Here is a 13,191-nt window from a genome sequence, read left to right on the forward strand (position 1 = left end):
CGGAGGCAGACCTTCTGCCCACTCCACTTCACAGGACTCACCCAGGGAGCACCGTGTCCGCCACCGACGACGCCGCACCTTCAGACCAGCAGAGCCTCACCCCGGAGCAGGAGATGCTGAACTGGGGTCGCCTCCTCCTCGACGGCGTCCCGTTCGCCGACCTCATCGGAGCCCGTGACCGCCCCAAGGGGATGAGCTGGCTCAATTACTGGCTGGGCCGCTCCAAGGAGTACGAGGAGCTCGCGAACAAGGCGTTCTCCGAGGGGCACCACCTCTCGGCTGGCGAGTACTTCTACCTCGGCACCCTGGCCGCCCAGTACGGCCAATTCCTCTGGTTCGGGCCTGAGCGCGGCGTGGCGCAGCAGCGCAAGGCCGCGCTGTACCGCCAGGCCGCGCCTCTCCTCGACCCGCCTGCTCACGAAGCAGATCTGGTCATCGACGGCGTCCCGGTGCGGGCATACGTCCGTACGCCGAACCGGCCGGCGCCCCATCCTGCGGTGATCATGCTTGGCGGCTTGGAAAGCACCAAAGAGGAGAGCCGCCACATGGAGGATCTCGTGCTTGCGCGCGGGATGGCCACCGTGACGTTCGACGGTCCGGGCCAGGGAGAAACGTTCGATTCCCGGGCCCTGGCAGGAGATTTCGAACGCTTCACCTCCGCGGTGGTCGACTACCTCACCGACCGGGACGACATCGATGCCGCCGCGATCGGCGTGCTGGGCCGAAGTCTTGGCGGAAACTACGCCTTGAAGTCCGCCGCCTGCGACGACCGGATCGCCGCCTGTGTCAGCTGGGGCGGGTTCTCCGACATGGACTCCTGGGAGGCCGAAACGCCCATGACCAAGGAGAGCTGGCGATACGTGAGCAAGGTCGAGACCCTCGACGAGGCCCGTGACCACGTCCAGAAGGCGACGGAGACCCGCCATGTTCTCGGCAAGCTCCGTTGTCCCACCTACATCCTGCACGGAGCGCTCGACGAGGTGCCGCTCAGCTTTGTGGACACTGTCCGCAACCACGTCACGAACGCACCGCTCACCATCGTGGTCGAGAACGAAGGCGATCACTGCTGCCACAACCTCGGACTGCGACCCCGACTGGCGATGGCCGACTGGATCCACGACCAGCTCGTCAAATAGCCCATCCAAGTACGCCGAGAAAGGACTACGCCGATGACCGCGATCCGTTCCGTTACGACGTCCGAAGCTCCGCTGGAAGTGTGGCAGCCGGAGGGGGTCACCGTCCTCGACGGCAACCCTCATGGGCACGGATTCACCCTCTTCGAGCAAACCGTCGGCCCGGCGTTCGCCACCGGCGTATTCGCCTGCCAGCCGTCGACCACTACGTATGAACTCACCTCGAACGAGATCATTTACGTCTTGCAGGGGTCGGTAAGCATCGCACTCGATGGCCAGGAAGCGGTCGAGCTCACCACCGGTGACCTGGCGCTGCTGCCCAAGGGACATCAATCCACCTGGACCTTCCACACTCCCTTCAAGGAAGTGTGGTTCTTGGTGGACTGACAAGACAGTCGGCAAACTGATTCAGAGCGCGGGCGTCGGGAGGCTGGGATCGGTCGTCGAAGACGGCTCATCCCGGCCGATCGACGCCACGAGCTTGGCCAGCCGCAGTGCGATCGGCAGCTCTTCTCGATGCATCGCCTCGGCACCGATCTTGGACTCCGCGGAGCGCAGCCGATACGCGACTGTCCGGCTGTGCACACCGAGTCGCTGGGCAGTGGCCACCGCGTTCTCGCCGACCGCGAAGTACATGTGCAGAGTCTCGACCAGCACATTGTCCGGGTCGAAGACGTCGCCCAGAGGCTTGAGCTCGTCCAGGACGAATGCGCGCGTCGCAGGCAGATCGTGCATCGCCAAGGTCTCGAGCACGACGTCGTCGTACCAGACCTCTGCCAGCCCCAGTGCCTCGGCCACGATTCGCGCCTCGCCCGCCTGCCGATGGCTCAGCCGGAATCCTTCGAGCCCTGCACCAACAGCACCGAACGCCACTCTCGCGCCGGCAGGCCAGTCGATGCCGGCCAGCCGCTCGGACGGCTTGCCCTGCCGAGCCGACCACGGCAACCATACGTAGCTGTCGCCCTGCGCGGTCACGCCGAGCAACGGCCGACGCCCCTCCTTGACCCCGATCAACCGGGCAACCGCGTCAGGCTGCGCGCCCCATACCTGAGCTGCCAGGTGAAGGCCGTCGAAGGTGTACTCGAGTTCTGCGGTATCCACCGGCAAGCCAGCGAGCAGCGCGTTCAGCGTCGACATCTTGCGCCGTTCGCGGCTCTGCAGCGCGTAGACCGAGCTCTCCTGCTCGAACGCTTCGATAATGGCACCCGAGATGATCTCGTTCCACCCGTAGTGGTGTGCGCTGGCGCGGCGCAGAACCGCTACGCGCTCCTCAGTGTCCTCAAGCAGGCGATGCGCCTCCTCGAGCACGAAATCCCAGGTCACTGACTGCGCGACACGCGAGGCCTGCAAGAACAGCGGCAGGCTTATCCCGGCACGAGCGGCCAACCGCACCTCGCGCAGGGCCTCGTTGGAGGCCCGGACGGATCCGGCGCTGCCGACGGCGATGTAGTCGAGCACGTCGCGCAGCGACGCCGTGATTGCCTCGGACTCCGCCACCGACAACTGCTCATTGCCGGCCAGCCTGTACTCGGCTGGCTCGGTCTGCAACCGCCGGCGGATCACGTCGTACAGCTCGGGTACGCGTTCCCGCACCGCGTCGGTCACTTGCCGAAGTCCGGATTCAATCGACACGTTCGCATCCTAGGACCTGCGTGAACGCCGAGCACAGGCTCGGACCGGTCCGGGGTTCAACTACGCTGCAGGTTGTGTTCGACGTCGACCCTATCCGCGCCACGAGCCGCGCACTGGCCGAACGGCTGCCGGAGCTGACGGCACTGGTCCGCCGCCGCTTGCGCGAGAAGGTTCCGACCTACGCGGCCGACCTCGACCCGGCATTGAGCGTCCACGAGACAGAGCGCATAGCCGCCGCACTGCAGTCGTTCAGCGACGGCATCTCCGGCACGCCGGAGCCAAACGAGGACGTGATCCGCGAAGCCACCAGCGAGGCGCGCAGCGCCGCCCAGGCAGGACTCGATCTCAACAGTCTCATCCAGACCTATCGCGTGGCGCAGGCCGTGATCTGGGACGTAGTACTGACCGAAACGGCGTCACTGATCCCGGACCCGGACCAGCAGTTGATCGTCCAGAAGCACATGTCGCAGTTCCACTTCCGCTGGAACGACACCGTTGTCTCCGCCGTGGTGCGGGCCTACCAGGACGAGCAGCGCCGGTTCTTCTTCCAGTCCCGCGATCGGCGGCTCCGCTCGGCGCTGCGAGAGCTCATCGCTGGCCGAACAGACGCGCTGCCGGACGTCGCCTATCCGCTGGCCGCGACCCACCTTGCTGCCGTGGTCTGGGGCGACCGGCCCGAACGCACCATCCAGGACATCGCCACCGCGGCTGGTACTGAGGTGGTTCTCTCGGTCGAGAGCATCTCGGCAACGACTCTGGCCTGGTTCGCACTGGACGACCACATGTCGGCACAGGAGCGTCTGCGCGCCGGGTTCGTACCGGCTATCGGCACCGGGGTCGCCTTCGGCAGGCTGGCGGCCGGACTGGCGGGCTTCCGCACAACCCATCATCAAGCCTGGCGCGCCTATCGTGTCGGGTGGCTGACGAATTCCCCGGTCACCCACTACGCGGACATCGCACTGGAGGCGTTGTTCCTCCGCGACCTGCAAGCCACCCGTGACCTGGTCACCCAAGAGCTCGGCCCGCTCGACCTCAGCGACCCGCGGACGGAACTTCTGTGCGAGACCATGCGGGTGTACTTCGCGGCGGGCTGCAATGCCGCGAAGGCCGCAACCCAGTTGCAGGTGCACGAACGCACCGTCGCATATCGGCTGCGGACTGTCGAAGAACGACTCGGCATGGATGTCATCAGCCGTCGCAACGAACTCGTTGTCGCGCTGCGGCTGCTCACCGCCCTACGAGCGATATCAAGCACTACATCGCCGGTCGGTCCGGTGGTCCGGATCTGACCGACGCCAGGACCGAGCAGCCAGGCGATACTCAGATGTGCGCAACGACGGCACGGTCGTTGTCGTGCATTGTGGAGCGTGAGCGGCTGCGAGCGAGTCATAGTGAATGCATGAACAGTTCGGCCATCGGGACGCCGCTATGAAGCCGCCGTCGTTCGACTACGCCGTCGCCGATTCCGTGGAGAGCGCAGTCAGTCACCTGCGCGAGGCGGGAGAAGACGCGAAGCTCCTGGCCGGCGGTCAGAGCCTCGTACCGCTGATGAACTTCCGGCTGGCTCGCCCCTCGTTGCTCGTCGACGTCAACCGAATCCCGAGACTGTCCGACATCGTCGTTGACGACGACTTTGTCCGGATCGGTGCGCTTACCCGGCACCATCGCCTCGAAACGTCCTCCACGATCGCCAAACACATACCGCTGCTCCGCGAGGCCGCGGGCTGGATAGCACATCCGCAGATCCGCAATCGCGGGACTATCGGCGGATCGCTGGCACATGCCGATGCGTCGGCGGAACTGCCGGTCGTCCTGCTCGCCCTCGACGCGACGGTGACGGTGAAATCACCTGATCATGACCGTCACCTCGCGGTCGGAGACCTGGCGGTCGGTCATCTCGTCAGTTCCCTGAACCCGGACGAAATGATCGTGAACGTCGAGGTTCCGAGGTTGCCGGCGCGCACAGGTTGCGCCTTTACCGAGTTCGCCCGCCGCCACGGCGACTACGCCGTGGGCGGCGCGGCGAGCGTGCTGACCTTCGACGAGGCAGGCATCTGTACCCGAGCACGGATCACCGTACTCGGCGGCGGTGCCACGGCGACCCGGCGCGATGAGGCGGAAGCCGCCCTCGTCGGCACGTCGGTCACGTCGTCGGACGCGCAGACGGCCGGGCATCTCGCCAGCGCGGACCTCGAACCGATGCCCACGCTGCACGGCGGCTCCGAGTACCGCCGGCACATCATCACGGCAATGGTGTGCCGGGCCGTCAACACCGCTGCCAGCCGAGCGAGGAGCACTCTGTGAACGGATACGACGTCACTGTGGTCGTCAACGGGCAGACGTACGAAAAGCGGGTCGAACCGCGCCGTCTTCTGTCTGACTTCCTCCGACATGACCTGCACCTGCGCGGCACCAGGGTGGGCTGTGAGCACGGCGTGTGCGGGTCGTGCACCGTCTTGCTCGACGGCGAGCCGGTGCGGTCGTGCACCACGCTGGCCGTCCAGACCGACGGCTGCGAGGTTCAGACGGTGGAGAGCCTCGCGGAGTCCAGTGGGTCCGATATGCACCCCTTGCAGGAGGCGTTCTCCGAATGCCACGCGCTCCAGTGCGGGTTCTGCACGTCCGGTTTCCTGATGACCTTGAAACCGGTGTACGACAGCGGGGCATCCTTGAGCCGCGAGCAGGTCCGAGAGACGATTTCGGGAAATCTGTGCCGGTGCACTGGATACCAGCAGATCGTCGAGGCGACCGAGCTCGCCTTGCAGCGGCGTGACGAGGACAGCTGATACGCCATTTTCATCGTGTATGAGAAAACGGGCCCCCGGTTGCGGTGGCCCGTTTTCTCATACACGAAACAATCAGGTCCGGCCGAGGATTTCCGCGACGACCTGATCCGCTGTCTCCAGCGCACCCTCTATGTATCCCGGAAAGCGCAGCGAAACATCGGATCCCGCGAAATGCACTGCGCCGTGCGGATCGGCCAGGGACTTGTGCACCTTGCTGAACTGGCCGACCCTGGGCGACACCCACGGACCGAGAAACAACGGATCACGAGACCAATCGTGGTAGTCCACTCCCGTCACGACGGCTTCGGGCAAGTAGTACTTGACCGCGGCAGCGACGGCTTCGCCGTCGGCAGGATCCAGCGAGCTGGAGTCGGTGAACCCCACCAGGATTCGGCCTCCGTCTTCGGCGGGCAGGTAGTCGTAGAGGGTCGGCAGTACACCGTCGCCGGTACAGGACATCCCGGCCGGCACGTTGCTCACCTGGATCAGCAGCTTCAGCCCCCGGCAGCCGTGTCCGTCCTTCACCACCGCGGCCGGTCCGGCGGGCAACGGCGGATCGAACTCGACGTTGCGCCAAGTGTTGAGAGGCGTGGCGACGACAACGTGGCGGGCGTGGAGGAGTTCGCCGCCGTCGATCACGACCTCCGCTCCCTCCGGTCGTTGCCTGATCGCATTCACGACAGCACCGAGCCGCATCGAAGGAACGTCGGCCGCCATCGCCTCGACCCACGCGGAGGTGCCGTCGGAAAGCACCTCGTCGAGGGACAACACGATTCCTAACACGCTATAGCCGTGTGCGGCGATGAACTGCAGGGCCCATAGCGCCGACGCCTCGGAGACAGGTTGCCCCAGCATGTTCCAGCTCCATGACAAGACGAGCTGGCGCGTCACGGGAGGCAGCTTCAGCGACTCGACGTAGTCGAGCAGCGGGATGTCCAGGTCGTCGAGGCCCTGGCGATCCAAGCCGGCATCGACGTCGATCCGGTGCGCGTCGCGCAGCAGGCGATACAAGCCGCCTTCGGCTTCGGCCGCCTCCTCGATGGGAATCGGGAACGCCGAATTATGGCCACCGGGACCGAGCCTGTTCTGGAATACGGTAGCCGGTGCCGCCGGCTCGGTCCGCAAGCTGTAGCGGTCGATCTCGGCTGCGACGCGCGGATGGTGGTGCCGTGAGATGTAGGCGCCGCCGAGTTCCACCCACACCGACGGGGAAGTCCGCGATCGGCGGCGATACGCGCGGCCACCGACCCGATCGCCCCCTTCGAGCAGAAGCACGGACTGACCCGCCGCGGCAAGTTCGCGCGCCGCGCGCAGACCGGCGAATCCCGCACCGACAACGATCGTGTCGTAAACCATCACGCCTCTTTTCCGGTATCGCTGCGACGTGCTACCAGCTGCCGTGCCGCCATGATGAGCATCATGGCGGCGATCGCCGCCGGAGCTACCCAGGTCATGTAGTCCAACGGGGTTCCGGTCGGGTTCACGATCGAGTTGACATACGAACCTCCGATGCCGATGACCCCGACCACGCAGGCGATCGTCCTGGCCACGGTCAGTTCGCCGGCACGCCTCAGCAGCACCATCGAGCCGATGCAGATCAACACGTACGGCAGCACCCACAAGTAGGGGAACAACGTCGCGAGATACTGATACACCTCGAACGGCGTCGCCTTCGTCACCGCGCTCAAGACGATGGGAAAGACCAACGCCACAATCCCGATCGTGAGGATCGCGGCCGCCGGAGTGTGAGTCCGGCGATGGACGCGTCCGATGCTCGCCGGCAACAGCCCTTCGCTGGCCATCGTGGCCCACACGCGGGAGGCGTAGTTCAGGAAACCGACTACGATGGCGTAGGAACTGAGAACCAGCGCAACATCGGCGACTGGCGCGAGAAAACCCAGCCCGGACTTCTGTGCCATAGCCGAAATCGGCGATTCGCCCGCGGCGATCTGGTCCCCGATCGCGCCGAGCGAAGGCACCGACAGCAGCGATGCCAGGACCGCGATGCCACCCACGATCAACGGGACCCTGATCATCAAGCGCGGCACGGTGCGCATGGGGTCCGCGGTCTCCAGGGCGGTGGCCGCGCTGGCCTCGAACCCGACGAAGAATGTTGCGCAGAGAACGAGACCGAGAGTGAACCCGCCCATAGAGAAATCACCGAACGTGAACTGGCTGCCGAAGTCGAAACCCGGCGTGAACAGATTCGCGACGAGCACGACAACGACAACGGGAGCCGACAGGATCAACAGCCAAATGCTGATCTTCACCGAGGTGTCGAGACTGCGAAATGCCAGCAGGCCAGCCGTCGTAATCGTCACCAGGTAGATGACTACTTGGCCGGGCAACGACGTGGCGCCCGAGAACCCGAACACCGAAGACATCATGCTGCTGGCATAGAGGCCCAGGACGCCGAGCATCACCATCATTCCCACCGCATAGCCGACCGCGAGCGAGGCACCGGTCACGAACTTCGCGGAACGACCGAAAACGTGACCGATGTACGAGTACAGCGCACCCGACACCACGAACCGCCGGGCGAACGGCACAATGGCCACCCCCACGCACGCCATGACCACGGCCCCAGCGAGCGCGGACAGCCATCCGGACGAGCCGGCGGCCCCGCCGACGAACGAACCCACGGTGGCCGCAGTCAGGACTGGGCTGAAGACCACGATCGCGAGTCCCATGGCCTTGCCCATGCTCAACGTGCCGCGCTCGAGGCCTTCGAGACCGTCCTGGCCGCCGTCAACGGCGCCTGTCAAGGGAGACGTCTCCGCTCCGGTTTGAGGTGAATCCATCCGGTTCTCCTTCTCTGCATCTCGGTCGCGGTACCGTCTGACCGCTTCGAGTGACCGAGATAACTATTGACGCTGCGGATGGGTATTCCACCGGCGAAGCCTCACAAAGCCTCGGACGAAGTTGTCGCAGTCTGCATATGATCAAATTGCAGCGACTACAGTGCCGCAAAACACCGGAAGAGTTGATGCTTCCGGTAAACGTTTAACAAAAGATCGGCACGGCTCGCAAATTGATCGTTTCGACTATTTTCGTGGTCTTGCTGGAGCACTCGGCTTGACGCTGAGGTCATTTGACCTCAGCGTCAAGGCGACTGCTCAACTGACCGACTGCGCTTTCGGCTGTTCACGGGATTTCCTGATCGCGTCGAAGATGCGCTCAGGGGTGGCGGGCAGTTCTCGGATGATGGCGGCGAAGGGCGTCAATGCGTCGTTCACGGCATTGAGGACCGCTGCCGGGGCTGCGATGAGCCCAGATTCGCCCATACCCTTGACGCCATAGGCGGTGTGCGCGGAGGGCGAGCACAGATGGGCGATCTCGAACGGAGGCGAGACGTCCATGGTCGGGACCTGGTAGTCGAGCAGCGTGGTGGTTTGCAACTGGCCGTCGCCGTCGTAGACAAGCCTCTCGAAGAGCGCCGCGCCGATTCCCTGGACCACCCCGCCGCGAATCTGGCCGTCGACGATGTCGGGATTGATGATGGTGCCGGCGTCCTCCACGGAGTAGACCTTCTCCACCTTGACGAAGCCCGTGAACGCGTCCACCTCGACGATCACCGCGTGGCCGCCGTTGGAGAACATCGGCCGGGACGGATCGTAGGCAGCCGTGGCTTCCATCGCCGGGTCGAATCCATCCGGCCAGACAGTGGAGTCGAAATAGATGGACGTGCAGATGTCGGTCACACTGACGGAGGCGTCCGGTACGCCCGCGACACGTGCGCTGCCGTCCTCCAGCTGGATGTCGTCCGGGGAGGCCTCGAGCATCGATGCGGCGACAGCGATGATCTTCTCCCTCAGTACGTGGGCGGCGCTGCTCACGGCACCGCCGGCTACCACCGCGCCCCGGCTGCCGAGGGTTCCGCTGCCGTACGCGTGCGAAGTCGACTCGCCTGCCCGCACAGTGACGTTCTCGTACGGGATTCCGAGCATGTCCGCGGCGACCTGGGCCATCGTCGTCCGGTTTCCCTGGCCCTGCGTCGTCAGTCCGATGGTGACGGTGGCGCATCCGTTGGGATCCATCCGGACGGTCGCGGTGTCGTGATAGACGTCGGGGAGGCCGTGAACGGCTCCCATGGCCGTGCTCTCACCGCTGCTTTCCACGAAGACGCTCAACCCGAGGCCGAGGTAGCGGCCCCGTTCCCTGGCCTCGGCTTGCCGGGCGAGGAACGCCGGATAGTCGACCATCTTCTCCAGCATGTTGATGGTCTCGAGCCAGCTTCCTTCGTCAAAGCAGATTCCCTGTGGATTGACCCAGGGAAATCCCTTGACCACGTTCTGGCGCCGGAACTCGAACGGCGACATGCCGCACGCCCGTGCCGCCTCGTCGGCCAGCGCCTCCCGAGCAAGCGTCCCGGCCATGTATCCGACTCCGCGGTAGGCGCCGACCGGGCACTTGTTGGTAGCAGTCGCCTCGTACACGTAGGTTGTCGCGGGAATGTCGTAGACGCCGGTCGGCGTGACGGCCGCCGCGCACCAGGGCTCGACGGCCATGGACCAGGGCACCGAATGGTAGGCACCGCCGTCTCCGAGAGCGTGGGTTCTCACGGCGGAGATCCGCGCCTGCTCGTCGAGGGCGTAGGCGATCGTGACGAACTGCTCGTGCGCGTGGGTCGCCGCCATGAGGTTCTCGCGGCGGTCCTCGACCCAGGAGACCGGCGATCCCAGTTCACGTGCGAGCAGCGGGATGATCAGTTCCTCCGGGTACAGGTGCGCTTTCTGCCCGAACCCGCCTCCGGTGTCGGGGGTCAGCACCTCGACCCGGTGTTCGGGGAACTCCAGGTAGGCAGTCAGGCAGTACCGCACGTAGTGCGGCACCTGGCTCGACGTCCAGACCCGGAGGTTCTGGCTTGTCCAGTCGTAGTCGGCGATACATCCGCGGGTCTCCATGGGCAATGCCGCCAGCCGACCGGTGTAGTAAGTCGCCTCCACGACTCGGTGTGCCTCGTCGAATGCGGTATCGACGTCGCCGAACGTCGCTCCTCCGAGCAGGCCGATGTTGTCGCTCAGCTGCTCGTTGGCGGCCGGGCCTCCTTTGCGGGCCGTCAGTGGGTCGACGACGACCGGCAGCTCGTCGAAGTCGAGGGAGACCAGATCGGCGGCATCTTCGGCCACTGCACGGCTGTCGGCGACAACGACCGCCACCGACTCGCCGACATACCGTACGACGTCGGTGGCCATGAGGGGCATGACAGTCGGAACGCAGCCCTCGACGTTGAGGACGCCTTCGACACCGCTGCAGAACCGGGCCGCATCGGCACCGGTCCATACGAGGTGGACGCCGGGAAGACCGGAAGCTGCGCTGGTGTCGATTCCGGTGATCCGGGCATGAGCAACCGGGCTGCGCACGAAGGCCGCGTGCAACTTTCCGGGCAGCCGCACATCGGCGAGATACTGCCCGCGGCCGGTCAGCAGCCGAGGGTCTTCATGCCGTTGTACGCGCGCCCCCACGGCCCGTGCCGCGACCTGCGGTGTCTTCGAGTGCGGCCCGTTCACCTGGTTCGTCTGGTCAGCTGCGGTCATTGGCCGACCTCGTTCGCGTTGCCGTGCGCCGCGTCCAGAACAGCTTCGACGATCTTTTCGTAACCGGTGCAACGACACAGGCAACCGGACAGCCCGTCCACGACTTCCTCTCTGGTAGGCCGCGGATTGTGCTCCAGAAGTGCCGTCGCCGACATCAGGAACCCGGCCGTACAGAAGCCGCACTGCAACGCGTGCTGCCGACGGAACGACTCCTGCAGCGGAGACAGCGAGCTTCGTCCGGCCAGGCCCTCCACCGTGCGCAGCTCGTGGCCGTCCGCCTGTGCTGCCAGCATCAGACATGACCGCACCGGCTTGTCATCGAGCAGCACGGTGCATGCTCCGCACACTCCGTGCTCGCAGCCCAGTTTCGTGCCGGTCAGCCCGAGTTGATCTCGGAGGTGATCGGCCAGGCTGTCCCGTGCGGCGACCCTGGTTGTGGTCTCCCGCCCGTTGACGCGAATCGTCACGTCGAGATGCTCGGCGGGTTGGGCTTTCGTGGTCATCGACGACCTCCTGCGTCTGCTACGGCGCGCTCGACAAGTCCAGCGACGAGATGAGCGCGGTACTCACGGGATCCGTGGATGTCCGAAATGAAGGACAACGAGGCAGCTGCTGCCTCGCCGGCCGATCTGGCGGCATCTCTGTCCACATCGGACCCGATGACGGCCTCCTCGGCGGCCGTCACACGCTGGAGAGTCCCTACCGCCGCGCCCACGGTGATCGTCGCCGCAGTGCACGTATTGGCGTTGAACTCGAGGCGCACGCCGACCAGCGCCAGGCCGTAGTCGCCCGCCCTGCGCGCCACCTCGTGGAAGCTCCAACCACGGGCGTGGGTCGGCAACCACACGTCGGTGAGGATCTCGTCCGGCCGGATACTTGTCATGTAAGGGCCGAGGAAGAGCTCTTCGGCCGGAATCGTCCGGCGTCCCCGCACGCTCTGCACCTCGACCGCGCCGCCCAGGGTCAACAGCGCAAGCGGCCACTCGCCCGCGTTGTCGCCGTGCACGATCGAGCCGCCGATGGTGCCCCGCGACCGGATCTGGACGTGCGCGATGTTGCGCCCTGCTTCGATCATCAGCGGCAACCGCTCGCGCACAAGGGGCGACGTAATCACCCTCTCGTGCGTGACCATCGCCCCGACACGCAGATAGTCGCCCGCTTCCTCGATCCGGTCCAGGCCTGGTATCCGTCCGATATCGACCAGCGTCGACGGGATGGCGAGCCGGATGGCCAGCAGCGGCATCAGGCTCTGGCCACCAGCGACGATCTTGGCGTCATCGTCTGCGTCGAGCAGGGCACACGCCTGTTCGATGGTTCGCGGTGCGACGTACCGCAGCGCGGGTAGCTTCACGGCGCCCTCCTGTCGGGTTCGGCTGATTCACTGTGCCGCACCTGGAGAGATTGCGCTCTGACCGACAATGACAACCGAAGAAGCTCCTTTGTGCACATCATGCTTATTTCAGGTAAGCTGCTGCCGCGTCGATGGGTCTTTGCAACGCTTCATCCCGGCGAGCGGCAGGGCAGGTCGGAAAAATACGGGGCCATGGGCCGGATCAGCCTGGATCCTGTTGAGATGCCGCCGGCGTCGCGACCAGGCACCTTCGGCGGCAAGAAAGTCACACACGTCGGAGAGTTCGCTCACGGGAGCCTTTTTGCCGCCAATCGGACATTGTCGGCGTCGTCCCGGCTGACGTGGACGATCACATACGTCTTGCGAAGGCTCTCGTGGACGCGCCAACTGCCCTTCCACCCGTCGGGCAGTACGACGATGGAACCGGGGACCAGGCGGACAACTTGCCCGTCCTCGCCCGTGAGAGTGGCGGAACCGGCCAAGATCTGGCAGATCTCGTGGGAACCGTTCCGGGCGGTGGTAAATACACCCGGCTCGCACTCCCACACCCCGGTTTCGACGGTGCCTGCGGACCAGACGGGGAGGGTAGCCTCACGTTGGTCGCTCAGGCTGGTGGATTTCGGCGTAGACGCGGGAAGTTGCGTCGTCACGGCATCTTCGAGGTGTGTCATCGTCATGGTCGTCCCTAACGTTCGGGTGGTCAGGTTGGCGCTCGGCGCGCGAAGTCGGCCGTGCGCTGGAAGCTGGTCACG

The 13,191-nt window shown here is 65.4% G+C and carries 12 protein-coding genes; 5 read left to right on the top strand and 7 right to left on the bottom strand.

Translation table 11 applies throughout. The annotated features are described in order from the left end of the window. Window positions 1-53: 53 nt before the first annotated feature. Window positions 54-1,136: an alpha/beta hydrolase family protein gene (locus tag EIZ44_RS35755; RefSeq protein ID WP_276323840.1), complete on the top strand. Its 1,083-nt coding sequence runs from the start codon at window positions 54-56 to the stop codon at window positions 1,134-1,136. A 33-nt stretch (window positions 1,137-1,169) separates the two neighbouring features. Beyond that, a complete protein-coding gene (locus EIZ44_RS35760) occupies window positions 1,170-1,520 on the top strand; it encodes a cupin domain-containing protein (RefSeq protein ID WP_037817305.1) in 351 nt (116 codons plus the stop codon). Between the two features lie 21 nt (window positions 1,521-1,541). On the opposite strand, the gene EIZ44_RS35765 is transcribed toward EIZ44_RS35760, so the two are convergent. Further along, window positions 1,542-2,765, bottom strand: coding sequence for a PucR family transcriptional regulator (locus tag EIZ44_RS35765; protein ID WP_043829521.1), 1,224 nt, complete (start codon window positions 2,763-2,765; stop codon window positions 1,542-1,544). Window positions 2,766-2,839: 74 nt separating this feature from the next. On the opposite strand from EIZ44_RS35765, the gene EIZ44_RS35770 reads away from it, so the two are divergent. The 3 genes from EIZ44_RS35770 (at window position 2,840) to EIZ44_RS35780 (ending at window position 5,551) form a co-directional block, all read left to right on the top strand. Beyond that, window positions 2,840-4,054, top strand: a complete 1,215-nt coding sequence (locus EIZ44_RS35770; protein ID WP_037817417.1) for a PucR family transcriptional regulator — start codon at window positions 2,840-2,842, stop codon at window positions 4,052-4,054. Between the two features lie 106 nt (window positions 4,055-4,160). Further along, window positions 4,161-5,069 carry an FAD binding domain-containing protein gene (locus tag EIZ44_RS35775; RefSeq protein ID WP_205673407.1) on the top strand — a complete coding sequence of 303 codons (909 nt, stop codon included), beginning with the start codon at window positions 4,161-4,163 and terminating at the stop codon, window positions 5,067-5,069. Next, on the top strand, window positions 5,066-5,551 hold the full coding sequence (locus EIZ44_RS35780) for a (2Fe-2S)-binding protein (RefSeq protein WP_037817299.1): 486 nt from the start codon (window positions 5,066-5,068) through the stop codon (window positions 5,549-5,551). The genes EIZ44_RS35775 and EIZ44_RS35780 overlap by 4 nt, the downstream gene beginning before the upstream one ends. A 72-nt stretch (window positions 5,552-5,623) precedes the next feature. Here the strand turns inward: EIZ44_RS35780 and EIZ44_RS35785 are convergent, their stop codons facing one another. The 6 genes from EIZ44_RS35785 to EIZ44_RS35810 all read right to left on the bottom strand — a co-directional run bounded on the left by EIZ44_RS35785 (window position 5,624) and on the right by EIZ44_RS35810 (window position 13,116). Then, window positions 5,624-6,907, bottom strand: a complete 1,284-nt coding sequence (locus EIZ44_RS35785) for a flavin monoamine oxidase family protein (protein WP_037817297.1) — start codon at window positions 6,905-6,907, stop codon at window positions 5,624-5,626. Next, window positions 6,907-8,241 carry an APC family permease gene (locus EIZ44_RS35790; protein ID WP_205673408.1) on the bottom strand — a complete coding sequence of 445 codons (1,335 nt, stop codon included), beginning with the start codon at window positions 8,239-8,241 and terminating at the stop codon, window positions 6,907-6,909. The genes EIZ44_RS35785 and EIZ44_RS35790 overlap by 1 nt, the downstream gene beginning before the upstream one ends. Before the next feature lie 426 nt (window positions 8,242-8,667). Then, the gene (locus EIZ44_RS35795; RefSeq protein ID WP_051171848.1) at window positions 8,668-11,088 is read right to left on the bottom strand and encodes a xanthine dehydrogenase family protein molybdopterin-binding subunit; all 2,421 of its coding nucleotides are present in this window, start codon (window positions 11,086-11,088) and stop codon (window positions 8,668-8,670) included. Then, window positions 11,085-11,591, bottom strand: a complete 507-nt coding sequence (locus tag EIZ44_RS35800) for a (2Fe-2S)-binding protein (RefSeq protein WP_037817294.1) — start codon at window positions 11,589-11,591, stop codon at window positions 11,085-11,087. The genes EIZ44_RS35795 and EIZ44_RS35800 overlap by 4 nt, the downstream gene beginning before the upstream one ends. Beyond that, window positions 11,588-12,439, bottom strand: a complete 852-nt coding sequence (locus EIZ44_RS35805) for an FAD binding domain-containing protein (RefSeq protein ID WP_037817292.1) — start codon at window positions 12,437-12,439, stop codon at window positions 11,588-11,590. Before EIZ44_RS35805 ends, EIZ44_RS35800 begins: the two co-directional genes overlap by 4 nt. 287 nt (window positions 12,440-12,726) lie before the next feature. Then, window positions 12,727-13,116, bottom strand: a complete 390-nt coding sequence (locus EIZ44_RS35810; RefSeq protein ID WP_063697534.1) for a cupin domain-containing protein — start codon at window positions 13,114-13,116, stop codon at window positions 12,727-12,729. Window positions 13,117-13,191: the final 75 nt, after the last annotated feature.

The sequence above is a fragment of the Amycolatopsis nivea genome, assembly GCF_004522235.1.
In the GTDB taxonomy this organism is placed as follows: Bacteria; Actinomycetota; Actinomycetes; order Mycobacteriales; family Pseudonocardiaceae; genus Amycolatopsis; species Amycolatopsis nivea.

Bases quoted from the DNA above. Each gene is read 5' to 3' on its own strand.
- EIZ44_RS35760 (WP_037817305.1), top strand. From the start codon at position 1,170: ATGACCGCGATCCGTTCCGTTACGACGTCCGAAGCTCCGCTGGAAGTG.
- EIZ44_RS35795 (WP_051171848.1), bottom strand. From the start codon at position 11,088: ATGACCGCAGCTGACCAGACGAACCAGGTGAACGGGCCGCACTCGAAG.
- EIZ44_RS35775 (WP_205673407.1), top strand. From the start codon at position 4,161: ATGCATGAACAGTTCGGCCATCGGGACGCCGCTATGAAGCCGCCGTCG.
- EIZ44_RS35810 (WP_063697534.1), bottom strand. From the start codon at position 13,116: ATGACGATGACACACCTCGAAGATGCCGTGACGACGCAACTTCCCGCG.
- EIZ44_RS35800 (WP_037817294.1), bottom strand. From the start codon at position 11,591: ATGACCACGAAAGCCCAACCCGCCGAGCATCTCGACGTGACGATTCGC.
- EIZ44_RS35790 (WP_205673408.1), bottom strand. From the start codon at position 8,241: ATGGGACTCGCGATCGTGGTCTTCAGCCCAGTCCTGACTGCGGCCACC.
- EIZ44_RS35785 (WP_037817297.1), bottom strand. From the start codon at position 6,907: ATGGTTTACGACACGATCGTTGTCGGTGCGGGATTCGCCGGTCTGCGC.